The organism is Actinomadura fibrosa (assembly GCF_900659615.1).
Classification (GTDB): domain Bacteria; phylum Actinomycetota; class Actinomycetes; order Streptosporangiales; family Streptosporangiaceae; genus Spirillospora; species Spirillospora fibrosa.
In genome coordinates this window covers 1-14198 of sequence record NZ_CAACUY010000225.1, presented here as the reverse complement: position 1 = coordinate 14198, position 14198 = coordinate 1, and the positions used below count along the sequence as shown (strand labels likewise).

The 14198-nt window shown below is 73.6% G+C and carries 12 protein-coding genes, 1 pseudogene and 1 riboswitch; of the genes and pseudogenes, 6 read left to right on the top strand and 7 right to left on the bottom strand.

The annotated features are described in order from the left end of the window. The 4 genes from E1300_RS50690 to E1300_RS39710 form a co-directional block, all read left to right on the top strand. The coding region (locus E1300_RS50690; protein ID WP_165503199.1) for a response regulator receiver protein at positions 1-1012 on the top strand (1012 nt) is incomplete at its 5' end. Between the two features lie 49 nt (positions 1013-1061). Beyond that, positions 1062-2978, top strand: a complete 1917-nt coding sequence (locus tag E1300_RS39720; protein WP_131762378.1) for an AAA family ATPase — start codon at positions 1062-1064, stop codon at positions 2976-2978. Next, complete coding sequence (locus tag E1300_RS39715) at positions 2975-3727, top strand: 4Fe-4S single cluster domain-containing protein (protein ID WP_131762376.1); 753 nt, start codon at positions 2975-2977, stop codon at positions 3725-3727. The genes E1300_RS39720 and E1300_RS39715 overlap by 4 nt, the downstream gene beginning before the upstream one ends. Then, a complete protein-coding gene (locus E1300_RS39710; RefSeq protein ID WP_131762374.1) occupies positions 3715-4983 on the top strand; it encodes an FHA domain-containing protein in 1269 nt (422 codons plus the stop codon). The genes E1300_RS39715 and E1300_RS39710 overlap by 13 nt, the downstream gene beginning before the upstream one ends. Positions 4984-5191: 208 nt before the next feature. Here E1300_RS39710 and typA read toward each other — a convergent pair whose 3' ends face one another. Further along, the gene (gene typA, locus E1300_RS39705; RefSeq protein WP_131762372.1) at positions 5192-7045 is read right to left on the bottom strand and encodes a translational GTPase TypA; all 1854 of its coding nucleotides are present in this window, start codon (positions 7043-7045) and stop codon (positions 5192-5194) included. A gap of 245 nt (positions 7046-7290) precedes the next feature. Beyond that, positions 7291-7432, top strand: a riboswitch (cyclic di-AMP (ydaO/yuaA leader). Between the two features lie 8 nt (positions 7433-7440). On the opposite strand from typA, the gene E1300_RS39700 reads away from it, so the two are divergent. Beyond that, positions 7441-8472, top strand: coding sequence for a C40 family peptidase (locus tag E1300_RS39700; RefSeq protein WP_131762370.1), 1032 nt, complete (start codon positions 7441-7443; stop codon positions 8470-8472). Between the two features lie 95 nt (positions 8473-8567). On the opposite strand, the gene E1300_RS39695 is transcribed toward E1300_RS39700, so the two are convergent. The 3 genes from E1300_RS39695 to E1300_RS39685 are packed head-to-tail and all read right to left on the bottom strand — an operon-like array spanning position 8568 to position 11112. Further along, positions 8568-8954, bottom strand: coding sequence for a (deoxy)nucleoside triphosphate pyrophosphohydrolase (locus E1300_RS39695; RefSeq protein ID WP_131762368.1), 387 nt, complete (start codon positions 8952-8954; stop codon positions 8568-8570). A gap of 30 nt (positions 8955-8984) precedes the next feature. Then, positions 8985-9761, bottom strand: coding sequence for a Mut7-C RNAse domain-containing protein (locus E1300_RS39690; protein WP_207400220.1), 777 nt, complete (start codon positions 9759-9761; stop codon positions 8985-8987). A 52-nt stretch (positions 9762-9813) separates the two neighbouring features. After that, the gene (locus E1300_RS39685) at positions 9814-11112 is read right to left on the bottom strand and encodes an amidohydrolase family protein (protein WP_131762366.1); all 1299 of its coding nucleotides are present in this window, start codon (positions 11110-11112) and stop codon (positions 9814-9816) included. A 61-nt stretch (positions 11113-11173) separates the two neighbouring features. On the opposite strand from E1300_RS39685, the gene E1300_RS39680 reads away from it, so the two are divergent. Then, positions 11174-11698, top strand: coding sequence for a MarR family winged helix-turn-helix transcriptional regulator (locus E1300_RS39680; protein WP_131762365.1), 525 nt, complete (start codon positions 11174-11176; stop codon positions 11696-11698). Positions 11699-11716: 18 nt separating this feature from the next. On the opposite strand, the gene E1300_RS39675 is transcribed toward E1300_RS39680, so the two are convergent. From E1300_RS39675 to E1300_RS51905, 3 genes and pseudogenes are all read right to left on the bottom strand, one after another. After that, positions 11717-12757 carry a C40 family peptidase gene (locus E1300_RS39675; RefSeq protein WP_131762363.1) on the bottom strand — a complete coding sequence of 347 codons (1041 nt, stop codon included), beginning with the start codon at positions 12755-12757 and terminating at the stop codon, positions 11717-11719. Next, positions 12754-13407: a hypothetical protein gene (locus E1300_RS39670; protein ID WP_131762361.1), complete on the bottom strand. Its 654-nt coding sequence runs from the start codon at positions 13405-13407 to the stop codon at positions 12754-12756. The genes E1300_RS39675 and E1300_RS39670 overlap by 4 nt, the downstream gene beginning before the upstream one ends. Further along, positions 13407-14198 (bottom strand): annotated as a pseudogene (locus E1300_RS51905) (hypothetical protein); the annotation flags it as partial. The pseudogene E1300_RS51905 and the gene E1300_RS39670, both read right to left, overlap by 1 nt.

Here is a 14198-nt window from a genome sequence, read left to right as displayed (position 1 = left end):
CGCGCTGGCGGCGGACCGGGCGGAGGCCCGCGCCGCCGCGCTCGCCGAGGTGGAGACGCGCGAGCGGGCGCTGCGGGAGGTCGTGGAGCGGAACGCGCGGATCGCCGCGCTCGCGGAGACCCGCGCCAAGCTCGGCGCGGACGTGCCGCTGCCCGCGCCCCTCACGCCGGGCGAGCAGGCCCCCGAGGAGCTGACCGCCTGGTGCGCCGCCACCGACGCGGCGCTGGACGAGGCGGAGCGGAGCCTGTCGGAGCATCTGGCCGCGGAGGTGACCGCGCGGATCCTCGCGGTTCCCGCCGAGGGTCTCACGACCGACACCGGCCACGGCGGACCACCCCCGCCACGCGTCCAACACGATGTGCACGCGACTCTCGAACGGATCATGACGCGGCTGCTGCCGGACGCCGCCGAGGCCGAGCGGCGCGCGGTCGCCGACGCGGCGCGGCTGCTCGCCGATGTCGGCACGGCCGAGGAGGCCGAGGGCGTCCTCCAGGAGGTCCGCCTGCGGATCTCGGCCGCCAACCGGCGGACCGAGGAGCTGCGGGCGGAGGAGCGGCGCCGCGCGGCGGAGCGCGACGCCGCCGAGCAGGCCGAGGCCGAGCGCCGCTACGTCCTCGACTCGATCACCGCGGCGTTCGAGGACCTCGGCTACGACGTCCAGTCCGGTTTCGAGACGCTGACGGCGGACGGCGGGACGCTCGTGCTGTCCAAGGGCGCCTGGCCCGACCACAGCGTGAAGATGCGCGTCGACGACGCGGCGCACGTGCGGGCGTCGATGGTGCGGGAGCGGCCCGCCGAGAGCGAGGACGACCGGCGCCTGGACGTCGAGCGGGAGCGCGAGTGGTGCGCGTCGTTCGAGGCCGCGCGGGAGCGGCTCGCCGGCGCCGGGATCCGCTCCGACGTCGGGTGGCGGCTGGAGCCGGGCGTCCGCGAGCTGCCGGTCGCCGCCGAGGCACGGCAGACTAGGGGCCGGGCCGAGCGGCGCGAGCAGCGCCGCGAGCGGGAACGGTGACCCCGCGCCGGCCCTCGGGGCGGAAGCGGAGCGGGATGGAGCGGGCCTGATGAGCATTGATTCGCCGACCCTCGGCGGGCGGTTGCAGGGCTGGCCGCCGTTCATCCGCGAGCTCGACGCCACGCTGTCCGTCCACTCGCAGTACGTCCTGTCGGGCAACCTGTACGACAGCTTCCTCGCGCCGCCGCTGGACGGCGTCGGGCCCGCCCGGCTGCTGCCGCTGCGCGACCTGCTGTGGGAGACGATCCGCTCCAGCGGCGCGTCGTTCATGGTCGTGTACGACCCGGTGGACGGCCTCCAGGTGCATCCGGAGGCCGGTGACGAGATCGGCGACGAGGCGGCGCGGGCCGCCGAGCGGCTGCTCGGCAAGCTGAAGGACGAGAAGCCGTCGCTGGAGGGGCTGACCCGGCACCTGGCCGCGGTGGCGCGGCCGGAGGAGAACATCCGCGCCGCCTTCGTGATCGACTCGGCGTCCCGGATCGCCCGCACCCCGACGGACCTGGAACCGGCGGAGCGGGACTTCTTCCGGTTCTGCGCGAAGCTGTCGCGCAGCGCCCGCCCGGTCCGGGTGGCGGGCGCCCGCCCGAAGCCGCTCTACAACCCGGTCCTGTGGCTGGTGGAGCGACCCGGCGACCTGCCGCCGTGGCTGACGGCCGACAACGAGAACGTCCGCGAGATCACGATCCCGCGGCCGCACCTCGGCGACCGGCAGGAGACCGCGCGGCTGCTGGCCCGCGCGTTCGGGGTGAGCGACGTGGGGAGCGACGCCGTCGCCGCCGCGGCGTGCGACGCGTTCGCCGAGCAGGCCGACGGGCTCACGCTCCAGTCGATGATCGAGGTGACGCGGCTCGCGAAGGAGCGCAACGTCGACCTCGCCGACCTGCCGGACGCGGTCCGCACCTACAAGCTCGGCGTCCTCGACAACCCGTGGAGCCGCGGGCACCTGCGGCGCCGCGTCCTGGAGGGCGAGAAGCGCGTCCCGGAGCGGGTGATCGGGCAGCCGCAGGCCGTCACGAAGACGCTCGACATCCTCAAGCGGGCCGTGCTCGGGCTGTCGGGCGCGCAGGCGACCCGGTCCGGGAGCCGGCCGCGCGGCGTGCTGTTCTTCGCGGGCCCGACCGGCACCGGCAAGACCGAGCTGGCCAAGGCGATCACCGAGCTGGTGTTCGGGGACGAGTCGGCCTACCTGCGCTTCGACATGAGCGAGTTCTCCGGCGAGGGGTCCGGCGACCGGCTGATCGGGTCGCCGCCCGGCTACGTGGGCCACGAGGCCGGCGGCGAGCTGACCAACGCCGTCCGCGAGGACCCGTTCCGCGTCATGCTGTTCGACGAGATCGAGAAGGCGCACCCGCGGATCCTCGACAAGTTCCTCCAGATCCTGGAGGACGGGCGGCTCACCGACGGGCGCGGCAACACCGTCCACTTCTCCGAGTCGATCCTGATCTTCACCTCGAACCTCGGGATGTACGTGCCGGGGCAGGATTTGACGACCCGCGACGGCGGGATCCCGTACGCGTCCGCGGGACGTGTGCAGAACATCACACCGGGGATGTCCTACGACGAGGTCGAGCAGCGGATCAAGGGGGCCGTCGCCGCGCACTTCACCGAGGTCCTCAACCGGCCGGAGCTGCTCAACCGGTTCGGCGACAACATCGTCGTGTTCGACTTCATCTCGGTGGAGGCCGCGAACAAGATCTTCGATCTCCAGTTCGCGAACATCTGCAAGCGGGTCGCGGAGGAGCACCGGCTCGTCCTCACCGTGAAGGGCGAGGCGTTGCAGCAGCTCCGCGAGTGGTGCACGAGCGAGCTCGACAAGGGCGGCCGGGGCATCGGCATGGCGCTGGAGTCGCACTTCGTCAACCCGCTGGCGCGCGCGCTGTTCGACCGGGAGCTCGTCCCGGACGAGCGGGTCACCGTCTCCGGGATCCGCCGCGAGGGCGGCATCGTCCACCTGGACCTCCAGTGACCGCCGCCGCCCGGGGCGTCCCGCCCGGCGGGGACCCGGCGACGCTGCTCCTCGCCAAGGCGCACTACCCGGTGACCACCCTCGGCCCGGGGACCCGCGCGGGCATCTGGACGCAGGGCTGCACGCTGCACTGCCCGGGCTGCCTGTCCCGCGACACCTGGGACGCCGATCCGGGCAAGGCCGTGCCGGTCGAGGCGATCATCGGCTGGCTCGCGTCGCTGCCCGGCCCGCTGGACGGGGTGACCGTCTCCGGCGGCGAGCCGTTCCAGCAGCCCGCCGCGCTGGCGGCGCTGCTGCGGGGCGTCCGCGCGTGGCGGGACTCCCGCCCCCATGAGAGCATTGGGTTGGACATATTGGTTTACAGCGGATATGTCTACTCTCGGCTCTCGCGCACCGAGGAGACGCGCGAGATCCTGGACATGTGTGACGCCGTGATCACGGGGCCGTACGTCGACCGGCTCAACCCTGGGGGGCGACACCCCGGAGGCGGCTCTCTACTCTGGAGGGGGTCGGCCAACCAGCGCCTCGTTCCGCTGTCCCCGCTGGGACGCGAACGGTACGGGGCACAGGCCGGCGTCGGCGACACTGAGGAAGAGGCAGGGCCCCGAGTGCAGGTGTCCGTGGACGAAGGGCCGGAGGGAAGGCGGGTGTACTACATCGGGATCCCGCGAAGGGGTGACATGGAGCACCTCACGTCGAGGCTCGAACGCGCCGGGGTGCGCGCGGGGGATGTGTCATGGCGACCTTGAACTGTCCTGTCTGTGACGAGCCCTTCCAGCCGGGCGACCTCGTCTGCCTGAGCTGCGGGGCCAACCTGGCGCGCGCCGGGGGCGCCCGCCGGCCGGGGCCCGGCGGCTACGACGACCAGCAGCCGCCGCGGATCCCGCCGCCGCCGCAGCACGGAGCGCCGCAGCACGGCGCCCCCCAGCACGGCGGCCCTCAGCACGGTGCCCCCCAGTACGGGGCGCCGCAGCCCCAGTACGGCGCCCCGCAGCAGGGCGCCCCCCAGCACGGCGCTCCGCAGCACGGCGCTCCCCAGCACGGGGGGCAGCCGCAGCACGGCCAGCCGTACCAGCAGCAGCCGGACGCGTGGGGCCCGCCGCAGCCGCAGGCTCCGCAGCAGGGCGGCCACGACCCCTACCAGCAGGCCGGCGACCCGTACCAGCAGCAGGCCTCGCAGCAGCAGGGGCCGCCCGCGCAGTCGCAGGACCCGTGGGGCGCGCCGCAACAGCAGCAGCCGGACGCCTGGGGCCCGCCCCAGCCGCCCGTGCAGCAGCCGCCGCAGCAGCAGGGCGGCCAGCAGTACGGGAGCCCGCAGCAGCCGGACCCGTGGGCGTCGCCTCCCCCGACCCCGCAGCAGCAGCCGGACCCGTGGGGCGGCCAGCAGCAGCAACAGCAGCCCGATCCGTGGGCCGCGCCGCCGCAGCCGCCGCAGCCGGCGCCCGATCAGTACCAGCCGGAGCAGCAGTACCAGCCTCCGGACCAGTACGGCGCGCCGCAGCAGCGGCCGCCGATGCCGCCGCCGCACGGCCGCGAGGCGACGCTGCTGCCGCCCGAGCAGCACCAGGGCCACCAGCAGCAGCGCCCGCACGCGCCCGACAGCACGGCGTTCATGTGCCCGTACTGCGAGGCGGTGCTGACCAACCCCGGCGCCGCCCAGTGCGACTCGTGCCTGCGCCCGCTGCCGCAGCAGGGCACGCCCGTCCTGCGGGTGCAGTTCCCGACGGGCGAGCTGAAGATCTCGGTCGGCCAGCACCTCGTGCTCGGCCGGGACGCGGGCCAGTCGCCGGTCGCCGCCACGTTCACGCAGTACGACAACGTGTCGCGGCGCCACTCGACGGTCTGGCTCGACCCGTCCGGCACGGCGTGGGTCCGGGACGAGGGCTCCACCAACGGGACGTTCGTGAACGGCGAGCGCCTCCCGCGCGGTGTGGAGGCGCCCCTCCGCGACGGCGACCAGCTCCGCCTGGCCGCCGACGTCACCGGGACCGTCCAGCTCACCTGACGCCCGTACGCGCGCAAGGCGGCGGCCCGGGGATCCGATCCCCGGGCCGCCGCCTTATGCCGCCGCCGCTCCAGCGGGGCGTGCGGGCATGGAAACGGGGGCCGTCCCGCGTGGACGGCCCCCGTTCCCTTCAGCGTTCGGTCGGCCGAAAGCTCGGTCCTCCGCGGCCGGCCGCAGCGTCGGTCCGCCGTAACGCCCGATCGTGCGGTCAGCCGGCGCGCTTGGTGCGGGCGCGGGTGCGCTCGCGCTCCTTCGCGTCCAGGACGACCTTGCGGATGCGGACGGCGGTCGGGGTGACCTCGACGCACTCGTCCTCGCGGCAGAACTCCAGCGCCTCCTCCAGCGACAGCTTCCGCGGCGGGGTCAGCCGCTCCAGCTCGTCGCCGGTCGAGGACCGCATGTTCGTGAGCTTCTTCTCCTTGGTGATGTTGACGTCCATGTCGTCGGAGCGCGAGTTCTCCCCGACGATCATGCCCTCGTACACCTCGGTGGTCGGCCCGACGAAGAACGTGCCGCGCTCCTGGAGGTTCGTGATCGCGAACGCGGTGGCGGCGCCCGCGCGGTCGGCGACGAGGGACCCGGACGGGCGGGTGCGCAGCTCGCCGAACCAGGGCTCGTAGGTCTCGAAGACGTGGTGCGCCATGCCGGTGCCGCGCGTCTCCGTCATGAACTCGGTGCGGAAGCCGATCAGGCCGCGCGCCGGGACCAGGAACTCCATCCGGATCCAGCCGGTGCCGTGGTTGGTCATGTGCTCCATGCGGCCCTTGCGGACCGCCATGAGCTGCGTGACCGCGCCGAGGTACTCCTCGGGGATGTCGACGGTGAGCCGCTCGACCGGCTCGTGCTTCTTCCCGTCGATCTCCTTGGCGACCACCTGCGGCTTGCCGACGGTCAGCTCGTAGCCCTCGCGGCGCATGTTCTCGACCAGGATCGCGAGGGCCAGCTCGCCGCGGCCCTGCACCTCCCAGGCGTCCGGGCGCTCGGTCGGCAGCACCTTGATCGACACGTTGCCGACCAGCTCGCGGTCCAGCCGGTCCTTCACCATCCGGGCGGTGACCTTGGTGCCCTTCTCGCGGCCGGCCATCGGGCCGGTGTTCGTCCCGATCGTCATCGAGATCGCGGGCTCGTCCACCGTGATCAGCGGCAGCGGGCGCGGGTCGTCGGGGTCGGCGATGGTGTCCCCGATCATGATCTCGGGGATGCCGGCGATCGCGATGATGTCGCCGGGGCCGGCCTCGTCGGCGGGCTTGCGGGTGAGCGCCTCGGTCATCAGCAGCTCGGTGATCTTCACCTTCTCGACGCTGCCGTCGTGCCGGCACCAGGCGACCTGCTGGCCCTTCTTGATCGTGCCGGCGTGCACCCGGCACAGCGCGATCCGGCCGAGGTAGCTGGAGGCGTCCAGGTTGGTGACGTGCGCCTGGAGCGGGGCGTCCGGGTCGTAGGACGGCGCCGGGATCGTCTCGGTGATCACCTTGAACAGCGGTTCGAGGTCCTCGCTGGCCGGCATGGCGCCGTCGGCGGGCTTGTCGAGCGAGGCCCGGCCGGCGCGCCCGGAGGCGTACACGATCGGGAAGTCGATCTGGCCCTCCTCGGCGTCGAGGTCCATGAACAGCTCGTAGGTCTCGTCCACGACCTCGTCGATGCGGGCGTCGGGACGGTCGGTCTTGTTCACGACCAGGATCACCGGCAGCCGCGCGGCGAGCGCCTTGCGCAGCACGAACCGCGTCTGCGGGAGCGGCCCCTCGCTGGCGTCCACGAGCAGGACGACGCCGTCGACCATCGACAGCCCGCGCTCCACCTCGCCGCCGAAGTCGGCGTGGCCGGGCGTGTCGATGATGTTGATGGTCAGGCCGTTGTGCCGGACGGCGGTGTTCTTCGCGAGGATCGTGATGCCCTTCTCGCGCTCCAGGTCGTTGGAGTCCATGACGCGGTCGTCGACGTCCTGGTTCTCGCGGAAGGCACCGGACTGCCAGAGCATGGCGTCGACCAGCGTCGTCTTGCCGTGGTCGACATGGGCGACGATCGCGACGTTCCGGAGGTCGTCGCGCGTGGAGATGGGCATGCGGGCTCGCCTTGCGTGAGAGTTCGGGAGTCGCCGCAGACGCGCGGCGTATCCCATTCTACTTGGCCTCGCGCCTTACCCCGCCCGAGCGAGACGAACCACACGTCGCGGAATCGCACCGGCCTCCCGAAGACGCACCGCCCCCGGGTGCACCACCCGTCCCGGGGACCCGGATTGGCCAATTTTGCCCATCCTTTGTAATCTGCCCGAGATCCGGTCGTCCGGAAGCCCCGTACGGCGGGGCTGCGGCCGGAACGCCGAATCACCCGTCCAGCGCGGCGGGGAACCGGGGACCCAGGATATTCCGGGGTGAATCGACGCATGTCGTAGGGCGACTCCTGGCCCGAACCCGTCAGCTAACCCGGTAGGCGTGCAGGGAGAGGAGAACACCGGTTTTGGCACCGGATCCCCAGCGGCGGCGCCGTGTCACGCCCGCCGTCGCCGCGACGACGCTCCTGATCGGCCTCGGCGCCACCGCGCCCGTCGCCGCCCACGCGGCCCAGCCGTTCACCGCCCCCTCCCCGGCACCGTCCGGCGCGTCCGCGCCGAGCCCGCTGCCGACCACGGAGAAGGGGCTGCGCAAGAGCCTGGACGCGCTGAACACCGAGGCCGAGACGCTCACCGAGCGCTACAACAAGGCCCGCGTCGAGCTCGACAAGGCCATCAAGGCCGAGAAGACCTCCGCGGACGCGGCCGCGCGGCTGGAGGCCCAGGCCGCCCCGGCCCGCGAGCGGCTCGGCCGGCTCGCCGCCGCGAACTACATGAACGGCGCCCCCGACGCGATCTTCGGTGCGGGCAGCCCCAGCGCGGACGGCCTGTCCGACACGGCCTACCTCGCGCAGAACCAGGCCGCCGCGGTCGCGGTGCTCCAGCGGCAGATCGACCAGGCCAACCAGGCGCGGAAGGCCGCCGCCGCGCGGACCGCGCAGGTCAAGCAGGCCGCCGCGCAGGCCGAGAGCGCCCGCGAGGCCGCCCGGGCCAAGGTCGCGGAGGTCACCAAGCGGCTCGACAAGCTGACCACGACCCACATCAAGGACCCGCACACGGGCCTGTCGGCGACCGTCAAGGGCTCCGACCTGCCGGCGAAGATGGCCCGCAAGGCGCTCACCAAGCTCGGCGCCCCCTACGTGTGGGCGGCCGCGGGGCCGACCACCTTCGACTGCTCCGGCCTCGTCGTCTGGGCGTACGCGCAGGTCGGCAAGCCGGGCCTGCCGCACTACACCGGCGACCTGTTCGGGCTCGGCCAGAAGGTGTCGCGGGGCTCGCTGCGGTCCGGGGACCTCGTGTACTTCGGCGGCAACCTGCACCACATGGGGATCTACCTCGGCGGCGGCAAGTTCCTGCACGCCCCCCAGACCGGCGACGTGGTGAAGATCTCCAACCTGTCGGACCGGTCCGACTTCGCGGGCGCGAACCGCATCACCTGAGCCCGCCGGGCCGCTTCCCGCCCGCGACCGATCCGTCCGAAAAGGGCTCCCTGGACCGGGGACACCGGCGCCGGGAGCCCTTTCCGCTTTTCGGGTCAGCCGATTCCCTGCGCCGCCAGCAGTTCAACGACCGGGCGGTCACTGGGGAGCCAGTCCACGTCGTAGAGCTCCCGCGGCCCGAGCCAGCGCAGCGCCAGATGCTCCAGCGCCGCCGGCTCGCCCGCGAGGATCTCCGCCGTCCACACCCGGAGCAGGGCGTGCTCGCCCAGCGGCCAGTCGCCGCCGATCCTGCGGCCCAGCCGGACCTCGACGCCGAGCTCCTCGTGGCACTCCCGGACCAGTGCCTCCTCGTCGGACTCCCCCGGATCCACCTTGCCGCCCGGCAGCTCCCAGCCGCCCGCCAGGTGCGGCGGCTCCGCCCGCTGGGCCCCCAGCAGCCGCCCGTCCGAGATGATCGCCGCGCCCACCACCACGAGATCGATCGCGATCAGCCCCTCTCCTCGCCGTCCCGCTCAGTCTGAGACGGTCGCCCGCGCCGGGTCGGTTCCGTCCGCGCGGGCCGCCTCGACGACGCCCGCCGCGGCGCGGACGATCTCCTCCAGATGGCCGCCGTGCGCGCCGCGCCAGTAGACCTGCCCGCACTCCGCGCACTGGCCGTACACGTCGTAGGCGCGCCGGGTGCCCTCCCGCAGCCGCCGCTCGACCTCCCGCTTGCCGACCGGGACGAGCGCCCCGTTGCAGGCCGTGCACCGCGTCCAGGGCCGCAGCGCGGGCGCGAACCGGTCGAGCAGGTCGCGGAGCTGGTCGTCGGGCCGCGAGCCGCGCACGTAGGCGCCGAACCACAGCGCCCGGCGGCGCAGCAGCCCGCGGTCCTGCGTCAGCAGGACGCGCCGCTCCGCGTTCGCCTGGACGACCAGCGCGGGGTCGTCCATGTCGTTGTGGTACGCGGTGTCCAGGCCGAGCAGCCGCATCCGCCGCGCCAGCGTGCCGAGGTGCACGTCGAGGAGGAACCGCGGCGCCTCCTGCCCCGGCTCCAGCGGGACGGGCTGGGGCCGCGGCACCGCCCGCACCAGCACCTCGTCCCCCGCTTCGGGACGAATCGACGGCTGTACTTCCTCGCCGCGGATCGACATCGGGCCGGCCTCGGGCAGCGGCACGCCCAGCGACTCGACGAGGTGCCCCAGCGTCGAGGTGCCGTCATAGGCGACGCGGCAGGAGGACCCGCGGCGCGAGGCGGGCAGGAAGAGGAGGAGTTCGTCGGCGATCCGGATGCGTATCTCGGGCTCCACGCCGTCAGCATGCCATGCGCCCGGCGGGATCCTCGCCCCGTTAATCGGCCCTTCACTCCGCGTCCGCCCCGATCCGCCGGGCCGACGCCTCCAGCGCGGACAGCACCCGTGACATGTCCTGCCCCCGCAGGACGCCGTCGCGCTTCACGACCCGTCCGCCGGCGAGCACCGTGTCGACGTTGCGGGTCTCCGCGGCCAGGACGACCGCCGCGATCGGGTCCCGCACCGCCGCCGTGCCGAGCGTGTCGGTGCGCAGCACCACCAGGTCCGCCTGCTTGCCCGGGGTCATCGACCCGGTGACGGCGCCGAGCCCGGCCACCTCGGCCCCCTCGATCGTCGCCATGCGGAGGACGTCCGCCACGGTGAACCCGGCGCCCGCGCCGTCCGGGCGGCCGCGCTCCAGCATGTGAGCGGCGCGCATGATGCTGAACATGTCGCCGGGTCCGCTGACGACGGTGTCGGCGCCGAGCCCCGTCGGGACGCCCGCCGCGCGGGCCCGTCCCGTGACCGCCTCGCCGATTCCGAGGGAGGCCTCGATGGCGGGCGTGGCCGACACCGTCCCGCCGTTCCCCGCGATCCGCTTGAGCGCGTCGCCGGTGTAGTGGTTCGCGTGGACGTACATGGTCGGATGGTCGATCAGCGCGTTCTCCTCCAGGAAGGCGAGCCCCCGCTCGGCGCTCTCGGGGCCGTGGCCGCCCATGTGCACGGTCACCGGCAGGTCCAGGTCGCGGGCGAGCCGCCACTCGCGCAGCGCGCGCTCCGGGTCCGTGAGCTCGGGACCGAGCGCGGCCATCGCCATCGTGACCGTCCCGCCGTCCCCGCCGTCGAAGTACGCGCGGCGGACGCGCGTCCCCTCGGCGGTGAAGGCGTCGAGATCCCCGCCGCCGAGGTGGCAGTAGCCGAACACCGCGCGGGCCCCGGAGTCCCGCAGCGCCGCGATGTTGGCGTCGGTGTGGTCGGGGCTCAACTGGATGTGGGCCCAGTCGACGACGGTCGTGATCCCGGAGTCCAGGCACTCCAGCGCGCCCGCGAGCGTGCCCGCGTACACGTCGTCCGGCCGGTATCGCGGGCTCAGCTCGCCGAGGACGCGTTCCAGGTAGCCGTGCAGCGTCGTGTCGGGGAGCGCCGCGCGGATCCCGGCCTGCCACGTGTGCCGGTGCGTGTCGACGAAGCCCGGCAGGACGATCCGTCCCGACACGTCGATCACCTCGGCACCGGCGGGGGCGGCGAGGTCCGGGCCGACCGCGGCGATGCGCCCGTCCTCGACGAGCACGTCGGCCGGGCCGAGAACCCGGGGCGCGGGGACGGTGTCGATGACGACGCCGCCGCGGAGCAGGAGGGAAGTAGTCATGCTCAAAGCTTAAAAAAAAGCTTTTTAGAAAGCAATATGGGGAGCGAGTATCCTCGCGATCGTGCAGGTGGACGACGCGGTGCCCCCGGACGACATCGACGAGGTCGCGGAGCTCTGGCGGCAGGACGGGCTGGCCGAGCCCCTCATCGCCATGCTGGAGGTGACGAAGCGGGCCGCGCGCATCAACCACCTCTTCCAGCAGGCCATGCGCCCCGAGCTCGCCGAACTCGGCCTCACCTACGCCGAGTTCGAGGTGCTGACCGTCCTGCGCCGCCAGGGCGAGCCCTACCGGCTGCGGCCGAGCGAGCTCACCAAGTCGGCGTTCCTCACCTCCGGCGGGACGAGCAACGTCCTCCAGCGGCTGGAGAAGGCCGGGCACATCGAGCGCGAGGCCAACGCGGGCGACGCCCGCAGCAGGTTCGTGCAGCTCACCCCCGCCGGCCTGCGCGTCGTCGCGCTCGCCTCCGAAGCGGCGGGCCGGGTGCACGAGGAGATCCTGGCGAGCGTGCCGCCGGAGACCGTCCGCGGCACCGCCGACGCCCTTCGCGCGATCACCACCGTGATCGGCCGGCGCCGCGTCCGCTGACCCCGCGCCCGGTCTCCGCTACTGGGCGGCCAGCTTGTTCTTCAGCTCCGGCTTGGCGAGCGGGCGGGTCGTCCCCACCCAGTCCGGCCGCTTGTAGGTCTTCACGCCGATGTTCGGGACGCATGTCGAGCAGCTCGCCACGACCATCTTCCCGCCGCCGATGACCATCCCGACATGCCCCGGGTTGCTCGCCGACGTGCCCGGCCCGGAGTTGAAGAACACCAGGTCGCCCGGCTGCTCCTTGCCCTTCTCGACCTTCACGCCGAACGGGAACTGCTCGAACGTCGTGCGCGGGATGCTCAGCCCCACCGACCGGTACGCGGCCTGGATCAGGCTGGAGCAGTCCCACGCGTCCGGGCCCGTGGCGCCGAAGATGTACCGCTTGCCGCGCTGCGCCATCGCGAACTCGATGATCTGCTTCACGACGCCGCTCGCGCTCGCCGGCAGGTCGTTGTCCTGGCAGTCGACCCCGTTGGACTGGACGACCGTGAAGTCGCCGCCGACGTACCGCTTCGCCCAGTCGAGGACGAGGTTCACGTAGTCCCAGGAGTGGTTGTACATGAAGATCGCGGTCTTCATCCGCTGCGGGGCGCCGTTGTGCTTGAGGTACGCGGCGGCCGTGAAGATCGCGTCCGCAGGCTTGTAGCGGTCCTTGCGGCCGTCCTTGTCGCCGTCCACCGCGAACGAGTTGAACGTCGGCGCCAGGAACTGCATGGGGCCGCCGGCACCCGCGTAGTTCTCGCCGCTGCTGACCCCCGGCAGGGTCGAGGTGCCGTGCGAGGTCTCGACCTTCCCGATGCCCGCGAGCACGTTCCAAGGGATGCCGTACTCCTGCCCGGCCTTCTTGTAGAGGTCCAGGTAGTCGGACGGGATCGCGCGCGCGTCCGTCGCCGCGGCGGGCTGCGCGCCCGCCCCCGACGTGTCCACGCATCCGCCGCCCACCCCGCCGCCGAACATGAACTGGCTCGCGCCGAACAGGATCGGCACGAAGATCAACGCGACGAACAGCACCGCGGCGACGCCCAGCCCGCCCGCGAACAGCAGCCGGCGAGGCGTCATCTCCCGCCCCCCGTGTCGCCCAGCTGCCCGTCCTCCGCCGGCTGGAACGCGTACACCTTCAGCGACCCGCCGTCCCGCGCCACCGTCACGGCGTACTGCTCGCTCGCGCTGCTCGTCGCGCCGCCCTTGGTGACCTGCTGCTTGCCCGTCACCAGGAAGATGATCGAGTTGTCCTCGATGTCGCGGACCCGGTCCAGTGTCGCCGACCCCGCCGCGACGACCTGCTTCTGCCGGTCCTCGTCCCGCCTGCCCGGAACCGACGCGTCGCGCTCCAGCTGCGTCCGCAGGTCATCGGTGATCAGCGGCGCCATCCGCGCGACGTAGACCTTGGGGTCCTCGTCGAACCGGGTCGTCCCGTACGCCGCGACGAACCGCTGCGCCAGGTCGGCCGCCGTGGCGAACTCCTGCTGGGAGAACGGCAGCAGCCGGTAGATGTCGAACTGGCCCGGCTTCACGGCGCTCTGGATGCCCGGCGGCGGCGACGCCGGACCGGTCGGCCCCGCCGTCCCGGCCGCCGCCGCGCTCGGACGGTCGTCGCCGCCGTCCGACCCGCCGCTCGGCGCGGCGACCGTCAGGTAGACGCCGACCAGCGCGAGCACCACCACGAGCCCCGCGAACAGGAACTTGCGCTGGCGGTCGTTCAGGTTCATCACTCGTTCCGTTCCGGCTCACCGGACTGGCGGTCGACCGGGCGCAGCCAGAACGGGATCGGCGGACCGTCCTCGGAGCCCTGCTTGCCCCACAGAGGGGGCGGTTGCCGGTTCCCGCCGGACACCGGCCCCGCCGCCGGAGCCCCTCCCCCGCCACCACCGTTCGTGCGCGGCTTCGGGACGTTCGACGCGGGACCGCCCGTGGACACGCCACCACCGGAGCCGGAGCCACCACCTCCGCCGGAACTGGAGCCACCGCCGGAACCGACCGGACCGGCGCCCGCGCGGCCACGACCGCGCTCCGCCGAACCGGACGAGCCGGACGAACGCCCTCCGCCGCCGAACCAGCCGCCGCCACCGGAACGACTGCCGCCACCGTTGCCGCCGCCCGAGCCGTTGCCGCCCGAACCGCCGCCCGCGGTGACACCGCCCCCGGCACTCCCGCCGGCACCGCCACCGCGTCCCGTCCAGGTCGTGGGACGCGCCGTCCCGCCGCCCGAACCCGCTCCGCCGCCGGAAGCCTTGCCACCGCCGCCACCGGCCGCGGCCGCACCGCCGGAGCCCTTGCCTCCGCCCGTGCTCGCTCTCGCACCCGACACGCCTCCAGGACGGGCGGCGGCCGCCGCGCCCGCACCGGCACCGGCGCCCGTGCCCGCTCCGGCGGACGCGTCCGTGCCCGCGGACACGCCACCGAGCGTCCCCGCACGGGACGGCAGGTTCAGCGGAGGCGCACCGCGCCGCGACCGCCCCTGCGCCGCGGCGACACCCGCGGTGCGCGGCTTGGCCGCGAG

Coding starts and splice junctions, on each gene's coding strand:
- E1300_RS39720 (WP_131762378.1), top strand. CDS start 1,062: ATGAGCATTGATTCGCCGACCCTCGGCGGGCGGTTGCAGGGCTGGCCG.
- E1300_RS39710 (WP_131762374.1), top strand. CDS start 3,715: ATGGCGACCTTGAACTGTCCTGTCTGTGACGAGCCCTTCCAGCCGGGC.
- typA (WP_131762372.1), bottom strand. CDS start 7,045: ATGCCCATCTCCACGCGCGACGACCTCCGGAACGTCGCGATCGTCGCC.
- E1300_RS39685 (WP_131762366.1), bottom strand. CDS start 11,112: ATGACTACTTCCCTCCTGCTCCGCGGCGGCGTCGTCATCGACACCGTC.
- E1300_RS39675 (WP_131762363.1), bottom strand. CDS start 12,757: ATGACGCCTCGCCGGCTGCTGTTCGCGGGCGGGCTGGGCGTCGCCGCG.
- E1300_RS39670 (WP_131762361.1), bottom strand. CDS start 13,407: ATGAACCTGAACGACCGCCAGCGCAAGTTCCTGTTCGCGGGGCTCGTG.